Here is a 15,741-nt window from a genome sequence, read left to right as displayed (position 1 = left end):
TGCCATGAAGACTTCAGCCTCCATTTCTCTCAAGCACCATTTTCTGATCGCCATGCCGCATATGGCCGATCCGAACTTCGCGCACACCGTCACCTACCTGGTTGAACACAACGAGCAGGGCGCCATGGGCCTGGTCATTAACAAACCCAACGGGCTCACCCTGGCCGATGTACTGGAACAACTGCGTCCGGACGAGCAGCCCGATGCACGCTGCCACGACCTGCCGATCTTCGCCGGAGGCCCGGTGCAGACGGATCGCGGCTTTGTCCTGCACCCGCTTGGCCCACGCTTTCAGGCAACCATCGAACTAGGCGAACTGGGTCTTTCCACCTCTCAGGACGTGTTGTTCTCCATTGCCGACGGGCGTGGCCCGGAACGCCATCTGATCACCCTCGGCTATGCCGGCTGGGAAGCCGGCCAGTTGGAGGCGGAGCTGGCCGACAACGCCTGGCTGACCTGCCCCGCCGACAGCAGCATCCTCTTCGATCTGCCGCACGACCAGCGACTCAACGCCGCCGCCGCATGCCTGGGAATCAACCTCAGCCTGATAACCACTCAGGCCGGACACGCATAATGAGCGACAAACCATTACGCCTGCTGCTGGGTTTTGATTACGGCACCAAACAGATCGGCGTTGCCGTCGGCCAGGTGATCACCGGCCAGGCCCGGGAGCTTTGCGTGCTCAAGGCCCAGAACGGCGTCCCGGACTGGCAGCAGGTCGAAGCATTGATTCACGAATGGCAGCCGGACGCCGTGGTGGTTGGCCTGCCGCTGAATATGGACGGCACACCCAGCGAAATGTGCTCCCGGGCGGAAAAATTCGCCCGTCGGCTCAACGGTCGCTTCAACCTGCCGGCCTACACCCACGACGAGCGCCTGACCACCTTTGAAGCCAAGGGCCAACGCCTGCAACAAGGCCAGAACGGCGGCTACCGGCAGCGCCCGGTGGATGCCCTGGCCGCAGCCCTGCTGCTGCAGGGCTGGCTGGAACAGCATACGGCAGACTGAAACCAGCTCTTTGCCTGTCTCCAACAGCTTCGCTTACGCTCTCGGCAGACGTTTCCTCTGGAGTATCGCCATGCTACCCAACCCCCACGACCTGCTGCCGGCCATGACCGGCGATCTCACCCGCCACCTGCAGCAACGCCGGATCGACGAACCACGCTTCATCGGCATTCGCACTGGTGGCATCTGGGTGGCCCAGGCCCTGCTGGCCGAGCTGGGCCGCGACGAGCCGCTGGGCATTCTCGATGTATCCTTCTACCGCGACGACTTTACCCAAAACGGCCTGCACCCGCAGGTGCAACCTTCCGAGCTGCCGTTTGAGATCGAAGGCCAGCACCTGGTGCTGATTGACGACGTACTGATGAGCGGGCGCACCATCCGTGCCGCCATGAACGAGCTGTTCGACTACGGCCGCCCAGCCAGCGTGACCCTGGTCACGCTGCTCGACCTGGGCGCAAGGGAACTGCCGATCCGTCCGGACGTAATCGGTGCCACCCTGTCGCTGGCGGCCAACGAGCGGGTAAAATTGACCGGCCCTACGCCCCTGACCCTCGAACTCCAGACGCTCGCCAACTGAGACCCCCGCGATGACGCCACTCACCGCCAAGTGCCCGCTGCAGCTGAACGACCAAGGTCAGCTGCGCCATTTCCTCTCGCTCGACGGCCTGCCGCGCGAACTGCTGACCGAGATCCTCGACACCGCCGACTCCTTCCTTGAGGTTGGCGCCCGTGCGGTGAAGAAAGTCCCGCTGCTGCGCGGCAAAACCGTGTGCAACGTGTTCTTCGAGAACTCCACGCGCACCCGCACCACCTTCGAGCTGGCGGCCCAGCGCCTGTCGGCCGACGTCATCAGCCTGAATGTCTCCACCAGCTCCACCAGCAAGGGCGAGACGCTGTTCGACACCTTGCGCAATCTTGAGGCCATGGCTGCCGACATCTTCGTCGTGCGCCATTCCGACTCCGGCGCCGCACACTTCATCGCCGAACACGTGTGCCCGAACCTGGCCATCATCAACGGTGGCGACGGGCGCCACGCACACCCGACCCAGGGCATGCTCGACATGCTCACCATCCGTCGCCACAAGGGCAGCTTCGAGAACCTCTCGGTAGCCATCGTCGGCGACATCCTGCACTCGCGGGTGGCACGTTCGAACATGCTGGCACTCAAGACTTTGGGCTGCCCGGACATTCGTGTCATCGCACCGAAAACCCTGCTGGCCGTGGGCCTGGAAGAACGCTACGGCGTGCGCGTGTTCAGCGACGCCAGCGAAGGCCTGAAGGATGTCGACGTGGTCATCATGCTGCGCCTGCAGCGCGAACGCATGCAGGGCGGCCTGCTGCCCAGCGAGGGAGAATTCTTCCGCCTGTTCGGCCTGACCGAGCAGCGCCTGGCACTGGCCAAGCCCGATGCCCTGGTGATGCACCCGGGACCAATCAACCGCGGCGTGGAAATCGAGTCGGCGGTGGCTGATGGGCCGCAATCGGTAATTCTCAATCAAGTGACCTACGGCATCGCTATCCGCATGGCTGTACTGTCGATGGCCATGAGCGGCCAGGCCGCGCAACGTCAGCTCAACACCGAGGAGGCCAACTGATGCGCATTGCAATCCTGGGTGCCCGCATCATCGACCCTGCCAACGGCCTGGATCAGGTCGCCGATCTCTATATCGATAGCGGCAAGCTGGCAGCCATCGGCCAGGTGCCGGCCGGCTTTGCCGCCGAACAGACGCTGGATGCCCGTGGTCTTGTAGCCGCCCCGGGCCTGGTTGATCTATCCGCAGCCCTGCGCGAGCCCGGCTACAGCCGCAAGGGCAATATCGCCAGCGAAACCCTGGCTGCAGCTGCCGGTGGCGTCACCAGCCTGTGCTGCCCGCCACTGACCCGGCCGATCCTCGATACCCCGGCAGTGGCCGAACTGATCCTGGATCGCGCCCGCGAGGCCGGACACACCCGGGTATTTCCCATCGGCGCCCTGAGCCGCGACCTGGCCGGCGAGCAATTGGCCGAACTGGTGGCCCTGCGCGACACCGGCTGTGTGGCCTTCGGCAACGGCCTGAACAACTTCCGCAGCAGCCGCACCCTGCGCCGTGCGCTGGAATACGCGGCCACCTTCGACCTGCAGGTAGTCTTTAACTCCCAGGATGCCGATCTGGCCGAAGGCGGCCTGGCCCACGAAGGCCCCACCGCCAGTTTCCTCGGTCTGGCGGGAATTCCGGAAACTGCCGAGACCGTGGCCCTGTCGCGGGATCTGCTGCTGGTCGAACAGACCGGTGTACGCGCGCACTTCAGCCAGATCACCAGCGCCCGTGGCGCCGAGCTGATCGCCCAGGCACAGGCCCGCGGCCTGCCAGTGACGGCAGACGTGGCCATGTATCAGTTGCTGCTTACCGACGAGGCACTGGAAGGTTTCTCCAGCCTCTATCACGTACAGCCGCCGCTGCGTTCGCAGGCCGACCGCGACGGTCTGCGCGAAGCACTGAAGGCCGGCGTGATCTCGGCCATCGCCAGCCATCACCAGCCTCACGAGCGCGACGCCAAGCTGGCTCCGTTCGCCGCAACTGAACCAGGAATCAGCAGCGTGGAACTGCTGCTGCCGCTGGCTCTGACCTTGGTCGAAGATGGCCTGCTGGATCTGCCCACCCTACTGGCTCGCCTGACCTGCGGTCCAGCCCGGGCCCTGCGCCTGCCGGCTGGCCAACTGAGCATCGGCAGCGCTGCCGACATTGTTCTGTTCGACCCGCAGGGCAGCACCGAGGCCGGGCAAACCTGGCACTCGCGCGGGCGCAACTGTCCCTTTATCGGTCAGCAACTGCCGGGCGCCGTGCGCTACACCCTGCTCGACGGTCGTATCAGCTACGCGCGCTGACCTTTCCGGCCCGCTGTCTGGCGGGCCCTCTCCCACTCATTACTCACCGGCTCGTCATTGAACCAGCATCTGTGTTTGCACATCGACATTGGACGAAGGCGTGACTCGACAGTCATGATTCACGTCAGGATAGGCATCCGGAAATTTCCAAACGCCACCGCCCCATAAGCCTGTCCGCGCCCCGACGGCGCCGGCCTGGCATTGCGCTGGCCTTGTTCAGGAGCTTTTGATTTATGTCGCGCTTACCCGTGATCGTGGGTTTTGGGGGTTACAACGCAGCTGGACGCAGCTCCTTCCACCATGGATTCCGCCGCATGGTGCAAGAATCTCTGGAGCCCCGAGCCCGTCAGGAAACCCTGGCCGGTCTGGCACAGATGATGAAGCTGGTGCGAGTGGTCGATAGTCAGTACCAGGATCAGGACGGCCAGCCACTGAGCCTGGCCGATATCGAGCAGCGTTACAGCCGGCAGATTCTCGACGGCACCCTGGTGCGCCGGATCGAGCGCCAGCATCTGGATCCGGACGCCGCGCATTGGCACAAGAACATCGCCGTGACACCGGAAAACGGCACCAGCCTGAGCTTCATCACCCCGCGCAAGCACCTCCCCGAACCACTGCCCGCCAACTGGTCGATCGAGGAGCTGGAAGGAGGCGAAGTGCGCGTCACCCTGCACGGCTGTTGCGAGTTCAAGGTGGACAGCTACCGTCCGCTGGCGGTGAAATCCGCCGGCCAGTTGCCCACCGGTTTTGAGCCGGCGGAGCTGTACAACTCGCGCTTCCACCCGCGCGGACTGGCCATGAGCGTGGTCGGCGTCACCGATGCCCTGCACTCGGTGGGCATCGACTGGCAACGCATCGTCAGCCATGTGGCGCCGGACGAAATTGCCGTGTTCGTCAGCTGCATCATGAGCCAGCTCGACGAGAACGGTTTCGGTGGCATGATGCAGGCGCGTCTGAAAGGCGGCCGCGTCACTGCCAAGCAGTTGGCCTTGGGTCTGAACAGCATGCCGGCCGACTTCATCAACGCCTACGTGCTCGGCAGTGTTGGCACCACTGGCAGCATCACCGGCGCCTGCGCCACCTTCCTCTACAACCTGCAGAAGGGTATCGAACAGATCGCTTCGGGCAAGGCACGGGTGGTGATCGTCGGCAGCAGCGAGGCCCCGATCAACCAGGAGTGCATCGAGGGCTATGGCGCCATGGGTGCTCTGGCTACCGAAGAAGGCCTGCGCCAGATCGAAGGCAAGCAGGAAGTGGACTTCCGCCGCGCCAGCCGGCCATTTGGCGACAACTGCGGTTTCACCCTGGCCGAGGCCTGCCAGTTCGTGGTGCTGATGGACGATGAACTGGCGCTGGAGCTGGGCGCCGACATCCACGGCGCGGTACCGGATGTTTTCATCAATGCCGACGGTTTCAAGAAGTCCATCTCCGCCCCCGGCCCGGGCAACTACCTGACCGTGGCCAAGGCAGTGGCCAGTGCCGTGCAATTGCTTGGCCTGGAGGCCGTGCGCACACGCAGCTTCGTCCATGCCCATGGCTCCAGCACGCCGGCCAACCGGGTCACCGAGTCGGAGATCCTTGATCGCGTCGCCACCGCCTTCGGCATCGAGCAATGGCCGGTTACCGCAGTTAAGGCCTTTGTCGGTCATTCTCTGGCCACCGCCAGCGGCGACCAGGTGATCGCCGCCCTCGGTAGCTTCCGCTACGGCATAGTACCTGGCCTCAAGACCATCGACGCGGTCGCCGGCGACGTGCACCAGGAGCGCCTGAGTCTGTCGCTGAGTGATCGCCAGTTTGGCGAACGGGCACTGGATGTGGCCTTGATCAACTCCAAGGGCTTTGGCGGCAACAATGCCAGCGCTCTGGTACTGGCTCCGCACGTGACCGAACGCATGCTGCGCAAGCGTCACGGCCAGGCGGCCTTTGACGCCTACCTGGCGCGCCGCGAGGTCACCCGTGCCGCAGCCGCGGCCTATGACCAACAGGCGCTGCAGGGCAGGCTGGACATCATCTACAACTTCGGCAACAACATGATCGACGATCAGGCGATCAGCATCAGTCACGAGCAGGTACGGGTACCGGGCTTCGAGCAGCCGCTGGTGTTCCGCAAGGACGAGCGCTACAGCGATATGCTCGACTGAAAAATCGCCCTGCTCTACAGCGCGCCGGCCAGTTCGATTAGCGCCGCGCGCCACTCGGCAGCGGCGGGCAACGCGAGGAAATGCGGATTGAGAAAATCATCACGCGCCTCGTAGCTCAGCGCCGCACCGGCAAGGTCGAGCACCTCTCCGCCGGCTCCCTCCAGCACTCCCTGCGCCGATGCGGTATCCCACTGCGAGGTGGGTGCCAGCCGCGGGTAGCAGTCGGCCTCGCCCTCGGCCAGCAGACAGAACTTCAGCGAGCTGCCGATGCTAGTCAGGCGTGGCTGGCCGAAGCGCTCTCCAAGGCGATCGAGCAGGCGCTCCTGCTGTGCACTGGAATGGCGCCGGCTGGCCACCAGGGTGAAACCGGCGGCAGGTGCCAGACGTACCCGAACCGGCTGCGCCGTCCCGGTACTCTCGCTGCGCCAGGCACCAATACCGGCGCCACCGTGATAACAGCGCCCGGTAGCGGGAATGCCGACTACCCCGAATACAACCCGGCCTCGCTCGATCAGAGCGACATTAACGGTGAACTCCTCGGAGCCGGCAATGAACTCCTTGGTACCATCCAGCGGATCGACCAGCCACCAGCGTTCCCAGGTAGCGCGCTCAGCCAGAGGAATATCGGCAGCCTCCTCGGACAGTACCGGAATATCCGGCGCCAGTGCCTGCAAACCATCAACCAGCAGCCGGTGGGCCGCCAGATCCGCCGCAGTGACCGGTGAGGCGTCGGCCTTCTCGATCACCGCCAGATGGCTGCGCCAGTACGGCAGAATGGCCGCACCGGCCTGCCTTACCAGCGCGATAACGGCGTCGATCGGTGGCTGCATCACAGCTTCAGCTCCCCCCTGCCAATCAGCAGATCACGCACCAGATAGAGCGCCGCCAGTGCGCGTCCCTCGCTGAACTGCTGGTGTTGCGCCAGATCCGACAGCTCTCGCAGGCTGACGCGGTCAACCCGCATTGGCTCCGGCTCGTCACCCGGTAGGCGCTCTTCGTATAGATCGCGGGCCAACACCACCTGAATCTTCTGGTTCATGTAGCCCGGTGACAGGCTGAGTTCGGTGATGTGCTCCAAACGCCGGGCACCGAAGCCCGCTTCCTCCTTGAGCTCACGGTCGGCGGCCAGCAGAACGTCCTCACCTGGTTCGATCAAGCCCTTGGGCAGTGATAGCTGGTAGTCATCCGTACCGCAGCAGTACTCCTCCACCAGCACCGCGTGTTCGTCATCAAGCAGCGCCACCACCATCACCGCACCATGACCAGTGCCCCTGCCGACCAGACGCTCGTAGGTTCGCTCGGTGCCGTTGGAAAAACGCAACTGCACTTGCTCGACACGAAACAGTCGGCTGCTGGCGACAATTTCGCGAGCGAGCACCGTGGGCTTCTGACGCATGGGACAACTCCTTGGCGGAACCTGGCGGGTTATCATACAGCGCCTCGTCCGATTGTCTGCGGTCGAGATTGCATTGCCGCAAAACAGTGCGCCGATCCGGCCCGATGAGAAGAAACCTGCATGCCACTTTTACCCTGGAACGAGATCGACACCGTATTGCTGGATATGGACGGCACCCTGCTCGATCTTCACTTCGACAACCACTTCTGGCTGACCCACCTGCCGCAACGCTATGCTGAACATCACGGTATCAGCCTGGCGCAGGCCCATTCGGAGCTGCTAGCGCTTTTCCGCCAGCATGCCGGGACACTGAACTGGTACTGCACGGACTTCTGGAGCCGCGAGCTGCGCCTGTCGATACGCGACCTCAAGCGCGAGGTAGCCCATCTGATTGCCCCTCGTCCGGACACCGAACCCTTCTTGCGCGCCCTGCGCAGAGCCGGCAAGCGTGTGCTGCTGATCACCAACGCGCACCGCGACTCGCTTTCGCTGAAACTGGAGCGGGTGGAACTGGCGCCCTGGTTCGAGCGCCTGATCAGCTCCCATGACTATGGATTCCCCAAGGAGGATCAGCAGTTCTGGCAGGCGTTGCATTCGGATGTCGGCTTCGATCCGGCAAGCAGCCTGTTTATCGACGACAGCTTGCCGATCCTGCGTAGTGCCGGTCGTTTCGGCATTGCCCACCGGCTCGCCGTGCGCCTGCCGGACAGCCGCGGCGCCGCGAAAGACACCGAGGAGTTCGCCGCTGTCGAGGATTATCGACAACTGCTGAAAGGCCTGCCGGCAGAGTCATCCGGGGAGCCATTGCGGCGCCCCGGATCGCATCCGTGATACCGGACGGCTTATTCAGGAATACGCAGCACCTGACCCGGGTAGATTTTGTCCGGGTGACTGAGCATCGGCTTGTTGGCTTCGAAAATCTTCATGTAGGCGTTGGCATTGCCGTACTCGGCCTTGGCAATAGCGCTTAGGGTATCGCCCTTCTTCACCGTGACGAAGCGCGCCTCCGGCGCAGGCGTGGCCACACTGATCTGGTCATCCACCTCGCCAACCCCGGCGACATTGCCCAGGGCCAGCAGGATCTTTTCCTTTTCCTCCTGAGTAGCCACCTCACCGCGGGCGATGACCTTGTCGCCCTCAACGCTGAGTTCAATGGCCGGATTGCCCAGGCCCACCTTGGCCACATGTTCCTTCAGTGATTCGGCGGCCTGTGCTTCCTGACCCACCAATGACTCCCAGAGTTTGACCCCGGCATCTTTTACAAAGGCAAACAGACTCATGATGATTCCTCTCGTTGCATGGACGTACCCGGACATGGCGTCTGGATACCTGAGTCTAGATGCGAAAGCCGGGCCTGGGTTCCCTCAGGCAACACAAGCTCTTTCGCCGGAGATAGTGGAAGGGCCTGTTCGCCGCTGGGGTGCACTCCCGCAAAGGGCGTGATTGCTGCAGGAGCATTGCCACCAGCGTGTCTGGCGACTCAGTCCGCGCAGCAGTCGTCGAGGAAGCGAACCTGGCCGTTTTCCAGCGCCGCGATGCGGGCCAGCGACTCAACCCGGTAACCTTCACTCTCCAGCAGGCCACGACCGTCCTGGAAGGATTTCTCGATAACGATGCCGATCCCCGCCACTTCGGCCCCGGCCTGCTGGATCAGGTCGATCAGCGCCTTGGCAGCGTGGCCGTTGGCCAGAAAGTCGTCGATCACCAGCACCTTGTCGCGCGAGGTCAGGTGACGGGCAGAAATGGCGATGGTGCTCTCGGTCTGCTTGGTGAAGGAGAACACCCGGGAAATCAGCAGATCGTCCTTGAGCGTCAGCGACTGGAACTTGCGCGCGAAGATCACCGGGATACCCAGTTCAAGCCCTGCCATCACCGCCGGTGCAATGCCCGACGCTTCTATGGTGACGATCTTGGTGATCCCCTGGCCGGCAAAACGCCGGGCGAACTCCAGGCCGATCTTCTGCATCAGCACCGGGTCGATCTGGTGATTGAGGAAGGCATCGACCTTGAGCACCTGCTCCGACAGTACGATGCCCTCGTCGCGAATTTTCTGTTTCAGCGCTTCCACGATGACTACCTCTGGGTGAAAGCGGCCCATTTTCGCTCAAAACGCGCCGTTCTTGTAGAGGCCGATAGCGGGCAATCAGGCGAACGGTAGGAGTCAGCGTCGAAGCATGGCGCGGATATCGGCCAGCGCCGACTGGCCGCTGGCCTTCTTCACTTCCTGCGGCGCGTCCTCCTGACCCTCCCAGACCAGATCCTCCTGCGGTAGCTCGTCGAGGAAACGGCTGGGCGAGCAATCGATCACCTCACCGTACTGCTTGCGCTTGGCGGCGAAGGTCAGTGCCAGGTTGCGCTTGGCGCGGGTGATGCCGACATAGGCCAGGCGGCGTTCCTCTTCGATGGTGTCGGCCTCGATGCTGGAACGATGCGGGAGAATGTCCTCCTCGAAGCCGAGGATGTAGACCGAGGGAAATTCCAGGCCCTTGGAAGCGTGGATGGTCATCATCTGCACACCTTCAGCGCCTTCCTCTTCTTCCTGCTGGCGTTCGAGCATGTCGCGCAGCACCAGCTTGCCGATGGCGTCCTCGATGGTCATGTCGCCGTCTTCGTCGCGCTCCAGGGTGTTTTTCAGCGCCTCGACCAGGAACCAGACGTTGCCCATGCGCGCCTCAGCCACCTTGTCACTGGAGGCATTGGAACGCAGCCAGGTTTCGTAGTCGATGTCCATGATCATGCTGCGGATTGCGCCGATCGGATCATCACCGGCGCACAGCTCGCGGAGCCTGTCCATGTAGCGCTTGAAGCGACTCAGACGCTCGGTGTAACGGGCATCGAGGTGCTCGCCCAGGCCGAGTTCGTCGCTGGCGGCGTACATGGAAATGCCGCGCTCGCTAGCGTAATTGCCGAGTTTTTCCAGCGTCGCCGAGCCGATCTCCCGGCGTGGTACGTTGATCACCCGCAGGTAGGCGTTGTCATCGTCCGGGTTAACCAATAGGCGGAAGTAACTCATCAGATCCTTCACCTCCTGGCGAGCGAAGAAACTGGTGCCGCCGGACAGGCGATAGGGAATCTGGTGGTGCTGCAGCTTCAGCTCCATCAGCTTGGCCTGGTAGTTGCCTCGGTAGAGGATGGCGAAGTCGCTATAGGGGCGGCCGGTGCGCAGGTGCTCGGTAAGGATCTCCAGCGCCACCCGCTCGCACTCGGCATCCTCATTGCGGGTACGGATCACTCGGATCGGGTCGCCGTGCCCCATCTCCGACCACAACTGTTTCTCGAACACGTGCGGATTGTTGGCGATCAGTACGTTGGCGCACTTGAGGATGCGGCTGGTCGAACGGTAGTTCTGCTCCAGCATCACCACCTTCAGAGAGGGGTAGTCCTCCTTCAGGCGCATCAGGTTTTCCGGACGCGCACCGCGCCAGGCGTAGATCGACTGGTCGTCATCACCCACCACGGTGAACTGGTTGCGCATACCCACCAGCAGTTTCACCAGCAGGTACTGGCTGGCGTTGGTGTCCTGGTATTCATCCACCAGCAGGTAGCGAACACGGTTCTGCCATTTCTCGAGGATGTCCGGGTGTTCCTGGAACAACTTCACCGGCAGCAGGATCAGGTCGTTGAAATCCACCGCGTTGTACGCCTTGAGCGTGCGCTGGTAGTGCAGGTAGACGATGGCGGCGGTCTGCTCCTTGGCGCCACGGGCCCCGGACAGAGCCTCTTCGGGCAGGATCAGGTCATTCTTCCAGCCATCGATCAGGCTTTTGATTTCATCCACACCATCATCGCCGGCGTATTCCTTCTGCATGATGTCGCTCAGCAGGGCCTTGATATCGCCGTCATCGAAGATCGAGAAACCGGGCTTGTAACCGAGCCGCACATACTCCTTGCGGATGATGTTCATCCCCAGGTTGTGGAAAGTGGACACGGTCAGGCCACGTGCCTCGCTGCCACGAAGGAGCGTGCCGACACGCTCCTTCATCTCACGCGCCGCCTTGTTGGTGAAAGTCATGGCGACGATGTACTGGGCACGAATCCCGCAGTTCTGCACCAGATGGGCAATTTTGCGGGTAATCACGCTGGTCTTGCCTGAACCGGCGCCGGCGAGCACCAGAAGCGGGCCGCCGACGTAGTTCACGGCTTCCTGTTGCCGGGGGTTCAGTCGGGACATGGAGTCGTTCGCTAAGAAAAGGCACGCATTCTAGCAGGCCTGAAGATGAATGCCTTGACCGGCTGGAAGCGTGATCCAGTACACGATATCGCAGATAACAACGGGTCGGCCGAATCGACTGAAGTACTCTGCTGCGCCTTGCCGCTTTGGCGACTATGGTTCAGGATCAGCAGTGTATTTCCGCAGGGATGTGGTGAATTAGACGCCGATCACGGCGCAATCGGGTAAGACTGCTCGTCATCATTCTTGAGGCATTGGGGAGGTTGTTTGTCCACGCTCGTCGAACCGTTGCGCATGGTTCTGCTCGCCGACTCGTCGGAGTGGGCTGAATTGCTCGGCCAGTTGCTGAACACCATCGACAACCCCTCCCCGCTGATCACCGCACCGAACTGGGAGGCGGCCAGCAGCTTGTTCGACAGCCCCGACAACGGCCTGCTGCTGGCCACACCGGATCGACTGCCCTCCCTGGATCAGTGCCCGCTGCCGGTAGTGCTGCTACTGGAGCAGGAACCCGATCAGCCACCTGCCGGAGTCAGTGACTGGCTGGTGCGCAGCAGCCTCAACGCCGATGTACTGCGTCGTTGCCTGCGCTATCTGCATGAGCAGAACCGATTCAGATACAGCCTGCAACGGCTGGCCGAGCAGGATCCGTTGACCCGCATCGCCAACCGCCAGGGCTTCCAGGCCCTGCTCAACGCTCGCCTGAGCGAGTGTCGTGAAGGCGGTCTGGTACTGGGCCACCTCGACCTGGACAACTTCCGCCACGTCAACGACGCGCTTGGCTACCAGAGTGGTGACCGACTGATCCTGCAGGTGGTGACACGGCTCTCCGCCCTGCTGCAACCCGGTGATCAGATGGCACGCCTGGGCAGCGACGAGTTTGCCCTGCTGCTGGATGTAGGCCGCGATCCACAGCGCGCCGGGCACTTGGCCGAACGCATCACCGAGGCGCTCGCCGAACCCTACTGGATCGACGGCGAAAGCCTGCTGCTGGGCTGCAGCCTGGGCCTGGCCCATGCCCACCCCGGAGAAACGGCGGATCCGCTGCTATGGCACGCACACATCGCCATGCAGCAAGCCAAGAGTCAGCAGGGTTGCGCCTTTCATTTCTATGACGAGCGCCTTAACCGGGGGGCACGCAGCCGCGCCGATCTCGAAGGAGAATTGCGCCGGGCACTTCGCCGCGACGAGCTGGAACTGCAATACCAGCCCAGACTATGCCTGAAAAGCGGACGTATCGTCGGCCTAGAGGCACTGGTGCGCTGGCAGCATCCGCAGCGCGGCTTGCTTGCCCCCGGCGAATTCGTGCCGCTGGCCGAGGAAAGCGGGCTGATCGTGCCACTCGGTTACTGGGTCATCGCCCGCGCTCTGCGCGACATGCAGTGGCTGCTCGGACGCGGCCTGCCGCCGCTGCACATGGCCATCAACCTGTCGTTTCGCCAGTTCCAGGACAGCCAGTTGTTGACCACCCTCAGTCGCCTGATCGAAGAACGCGGAGTGGATGCACAGTGGCTGGAGTTCGAACTGACCGAGACCGCGGTGATGCGTCGCAGCGAGCAGGTGCAGCAGACCATGCAGGCGCTGGCACAGTTGGGGGTGCGCTTCTCACTGGACGACTTCGGCACCGGTTTCTCCTCCTTCGTCCATCTCAACAACCTGCCAATCGCCTTGCTGAAAATCGACAAGGGCTTTGTCGGCGGCATGAGCGACCGGGCGGAGAATCGCCAGCTGGTTCGGGCCATGATCAACCTGGCACACAACCTCAACCTCGAAGCAGTGGCAGAAGGGGTGGAGAGCGTCGAACAGCTAGACATGCTGCGTCAGTTCGGCTGCGATCAGGTGCAGGGCTACCTGATCAGCAAGGCCGTGCCTCTGGCCGAGCTGGCGCGTTTTCTGGTGTTCGGCATGCACCAGCCGCTGTTGAGCAGTCATTAGCTCAAGGACTTTATCTGCCAGAGGTGAGGCGATACAGTCGCAGCCGGCAAGGCAGTGCCTCTCCTGTCATTTGATATGCCGCGAGTCTTGCGATGATCAGTCTCAGTCCCCGCGCCCTGGCTTACCTCTGCGAGGTGATCCACCATGGCTCGTTGCGTCGGGCGGCGCAGCATTTGAATATCGATCCCTCTGCCATCAGTCGACAGCTCAGTATCCTCGAGGAAACCGTTGGCCAGCGCCTGCTGGAACGTTCGCCGCAGGGTGCACGGGCGACTGCAGCAGGCCGCTTACTGATCGATTTTCACCGCCAGCAACTGGCCAGCCAGGCCGCCACGCTGTCGCGCCTTGGCGCCTTGCGCGGCTTGCACGAAGGGCAGGTGCGCATTGCCGTCGGCGAAGGGTTTATCGCCGACCTGATCGCCCACCCCTTGCAGGCTTTCCTGCGCAAGCACCCGGGTATCGAGCTGGAAGTACGCATGGCAGGAGCCAATGAGGCCGTCGGGCTGGTCAAGGAGGACGCGGTGGATTTCGCCTTTATCTATTCGCCCCCCGAGGATGGCCAGCTCCTGGTGCATGCCGATACCTGGCAGCCCATGGAGCTGATTACACCGCCGGGGCATCCGCTGCTCGCCAGCAGCGAGCCGATCAGCATGCGCGCCATAGAGGGTGAATCGCTGGCGCTGATTCACAGCAGCACCGGGATGGGTCAACTGGCCCTGATCGCCGCGCGTCTGGAACAGGTCGAGCTAAAACCGAAGCTGCGCACCAACTCGGTGGCCGTACTCACGCATTTCGTCAAAAGCGGCATCGGCGTGACCTTCATGCCGCGCCTGACCGTGCAGCATGAGATCGAGCAGGGCAGCATCTGCTGTGTGCCGGTCGCGGCACCTGCATTACGGGGGGCAAGAGCGCGCATCGTCAGCCACCGTGATCGCGAGCTGAGCCTGGCAAGTAGTGCCTGTCTGGAGTATCTGCGCAACGCGACCCGTTTCTTCAGCAGCGATGCACCTGGCAGGTGTTGCAATTAATGCATCATCCTAGGGCTTGAATAGTCAACAGCGCAACGAATAGCTTCCTTCCCGCTAACGCAAGCGTTCCCGCTTAAGAGGACGCTGCGAGTCTCTCCTTGTTCGAACTGCCATAACTACAAGGTACAAATGTATGCAATCGAATAGTCTCAGCACTGTGGTGCGTCGTCTCTGTTTGTCATTTTGCCTGCTTGGAGGCCTGACCTCGGGGGCGCCTGCCTTGGCCGCGACCACCATCAACCTCAGCTACAACGGCACATCCGATGCCGAGAAGAACCCGGTTCACCTGTTCGCCGAGAACTTCAAGCGCCTGGCTGAAGAGAAAAGTGGCGGCAACCTGCAGATCAAGCTCTACCCCAACAGCATGCTGGGTGAAGAAGAGCAGCGCATGGAGCAGGTCATGACCTCGCCAGGCCTGAACATCGCTTCGTTCGGCGGCATCGCGCCGTTGTTCGAGGAAATCTACGTCAGCGCAATCCCGTTCATGTTCAAAGACGCGGCGGCAGCCCATGAGTTCTTCGACAAGGGGAGCTATTGGCAGTCCGCCAAGGCGGAGTTCGCCAAGCGCACCAATACCGAGCTGCTGGCGGTGGTAGAGGAAGGCGGCTTCCTCAACTTCACCAACAACAAGCAGCCGATCAAGTCGCCGAAGGACTTCAAGGGCTTGCGCTTCCGCGCCATGGATCCGAGCCAGATCGCCCTGTATGAGTCGTTCGGCGCCTCCGGCACCCCGATTCCATGGACCGAGCTGTACATGGGGCTGCGTACTGGTGTGGTCGACGGCCAGATGAACCCGACCTCCTACATCATCATGGGCAGTCTGTATCAGGTGCAGAAGTACCTGACCCTGGCCAACATCCAGTATTCGGATCAGTTCCTGGTAGCCAACGGGGAAATGCTCGCCGACATGAGCGAAACTGACCGCCGGGCTCTGACCGAAGCGGCACAGGAAGCCACCGTGCTCAACCGCCAGGCCATTGCTGTGGCGCAGGAGAAAGATCTGGAGTTTCTGGCTGCCAACGGCATGCAGATCATTCAGCCGGATGTTGATGACCTGAAAGCGTTCCGTGAGGCTGCCCAACCGTCCTACATTGAGTGGCTGAAGAAACAGAATATCGATCAGCATTGGATCGATAAGGCCCTGCAAGACGTGGGCTTGGGCCTGTAAAACCCCCTCTCGCGCGGAGCCGCTCTGGCTC

The 15,741-nt window shown here is 62.4% G+C and carries 15 protein-coding genes; 10 read left to right on the top strand and 5 right to left on the bottom strand.

The window, feature by feature from the left end:
• Nucleotides 1–4 precede the first annotated feature (4 nt).
• From NCCP436_RS01660 to NCCP436_RS01635, 6 genes are all read left to right on the top strand, one after another.
• Complete coding sequence (locus NCCP436_RS01660) at nt 5–574, top strand: YqgE/AlgH family protein (protein WP_220802049.1); 570 nt, start codon at nt 5–7, stop codon at nt 572–574.
• Nucleotides 571–1,008 (top strand): Holliday junction resolvase RuvX, encoded by a 438-nt coding sequence (gene ruvX / locus NCCP436_RS01655; RefSeq protein WP_220802133.1) that lies wholly within the window; start codon nt 571–573, stop codon nt 1,006–1,008. Before NCCP436_RS01660 ends, ruvX begins: the two co-directional genes overlap by 4 nt.
• A gap of 70 nt (nt 1,009–1,078) precedes the next feature.
• Complete coding sequence (gene pyrR / locus NCCP436_RS01650; protein ID WP_220802048.1) at nt 1,079–1,582, top strand: bifunctional pyr operon transcriptional regulator/uracil phosphoribosyltransferase PyrR; 504 nt, start codon at nt 1,079–1,081, stop codon at nt 1,580–1,582.
• 10 nt (nt 1,583–1,592) lie between these two features.
• Complete coding sequence (locus NCCP436_RS01645; protein ID WP_220802047.1) at nt 1,593–2,600, top strand: aspartate carbamoyltransferase catalytic subunit; 1,008 nt, start codon at nt 1,593–1,595, stop codon at nt 2,598–2,600.
• Nucleotides 2,600–3,871: a dihydroorotase gene (locus NCCP436_RS01640; RefSeq protein ID WP_220802046.1), complete on the top strand. Its 1,272-nt coding sequence runs from the start codon at nt 2,600–2,602 to the stop codon at nt 3,869–3,871. Before NCCP436_RS01645 ends, NCCP436_RS01640 begins: the two co-directional genes overlap by 1 nt.
• Nucleotides 3,872–4,104: 233 nt before the next feature.
• Nucleotides 4,105–6,012 (top strand): beta-ketoacyl synthase, encoded by a 1,908-nt coding sequence (locus NCCP436_RS01635; RefSeq protein ID WP_220802045.1) that lies wholly within the window; start codon nt 4,105–4,107, stop codon nt 6,010–6,012.
• 14 nt (nt 6,013–6,026) lie between these two features.
• On the opposite strand, the gene cysQ is transcribed toward NCCP436_RS01635, so the two are convergent.
• The gene (gene cysQ, locus NCCP436_RS01630) at nt 6,027–6,842 is read right to left on the bottom strand and encodes a 3'(2'),5'-bisphosphate nucleotidase CysQ (protein ID WP_220802044.1); all 816 of its coding nucleotides are present in this window, start codon (nt 6,840–6,842) and stop codon (nt 6,027–6,029) included.
• A complete protein-coding gene (gene nudE / locus NCCP436_RS01625; protein ID WP_220802043.1) occupies nt 6,842–7,408 on the bottom strand; it encodes an ADP compounds hydrolase NudE in 567 nt (188 codons plus the stop codon). Before nudE ends, cysQ begins: the two co-directional genes overlap by 1 nt.
• A 120-nt stretch (nt 7,409–7,528) precedes the next feature.
• On the opposite strand from nudE, the gene yrfG reads away from it, so the two are divergent.
• On the top strand, nt 7,529–8,239 hold the full coding sequence (gene yrfG, locus NCCP436_RS01620; RefSeq protein WP_220802042.1) for a GMP/IMP nucleotidase: 711 nt from the start codon (nt 7,529–7,531) through the stop codon (nt 8,237–8,239).
• Nucleotides 8,240–8,250: 11 nt separating this feature from the next.
• Here the strand turns inward: yrfG and lysM are convergent, their stop codons facing one another.
• The 3 genes from lysM to rep form a co-directional block, all read right to left on the bottom strand.
• The gene (gene lysM, locus NCCP436_RS01615) at nt 8,251–8,688 is read right to left on the bottom strand and encodes a peptidoglycan-binding protein LysM (protein WP_220802041.1); all 438 of its coding nucleotides are present in this window, start codon (nt 8,686–8,688) and stop codon (nt 8,251–8,253) included.
• Nucleotides 8,689–8,888: 200 nt separating this feature from the next.
• Nucleotides 8,889–9,476, bottom strand: coding sequence for a xanthine phosphoribosyltransferase (locus NCCP436_RS01610; RefSeq protein WP_220802040.1), 588 nt, complete (start codon nt 9,474–9,476; stop codon nt 8,889–8,891).
• Nucleotides 9,477–9,569: 93 nt separating this feature from the next.
• Nucleotides 9,570–11,579 (bottom strand): DNA helicase Rep, encoded by a 2,010-nt coding sequence (rep, locus tag NCCP436_RS01605; RefSeq protein WP_220802039.1) that lies wholly within the window; start codon nt 11,577–11,579, stop codon nt 9,570–9,572.
• A gap of 294 nt (nt 11,580–11,873) precedes the next feature.
• Between rep and NCCP436_RS01600 the strand changes: the two genes are divergently transcribed.
• The 3 genes from NCCP436_RS01600 to dctP all read left to right on the top strand — a co-directional run bounded on the left by NCCP436_RS01600 (nt 11,874) and on the right by dctP (nt 15,710).
• Nucleotides 11,874–13,514 (top strand): bifunctional diguanylate cyclase/phosphodiesterase, encoded by a 1,641-nt coding sequence (locus NCCP436_RS01600; protein ID WP_220802132.1) that lies wholly within the window; start codon nt 11,874–11,876, stop codon nt 13,512–13,514.
• Between the two features lie 92 nt (nt 13,515–13,606).
• Nucleotides 13,607–14,542 carry a LysR family transcriptional regulator gene (locus NCCP436_RS01595; RefSeq protein ID WP_220802038.1) on the top strand — a complete coding sequence of 312 codons (936 nt, stop codon included), beginning with the start codon at nt 13,607–13,609 and terminating at the stop codon, nt 14,540–14,542.
• Nucleotides 14,543–14,675: 133 nt separating this feature from the next.
• Nucleotides 14,676–15,710 carry a TRAP transporter substrate-binding protein DctP gene (dctP, locus tag NCCP436_RS01590; protein WP_220802037.1) on the top strand — a complete coding sequence of 345 codons (1,035 nt, stop codon included), beginning with the start codon at nt 14,676–14,678 and terminating at the stop codon, nt 15,708–15,710.
• Nucleotides 15,711–15,741: the final 31 nt, after the last annotated feature.

The sequence above is a fragment of the Pseudomonas sp. NCCP-436 genome (assembly GCF_019656335.1).
In the GTDB taxonomy this organism is placed as follows: Bacteria; Pseudomonadota; Gammaproteobacteria; order Pseudomonadales; family Pseudomonadaceae; genus Aquipseudomonas.
The sequence above is the reverse complement of the archived record's forward strand: the minus strand, read 5'-3'. Positions and strand labels throughout refer to the sequence as shown.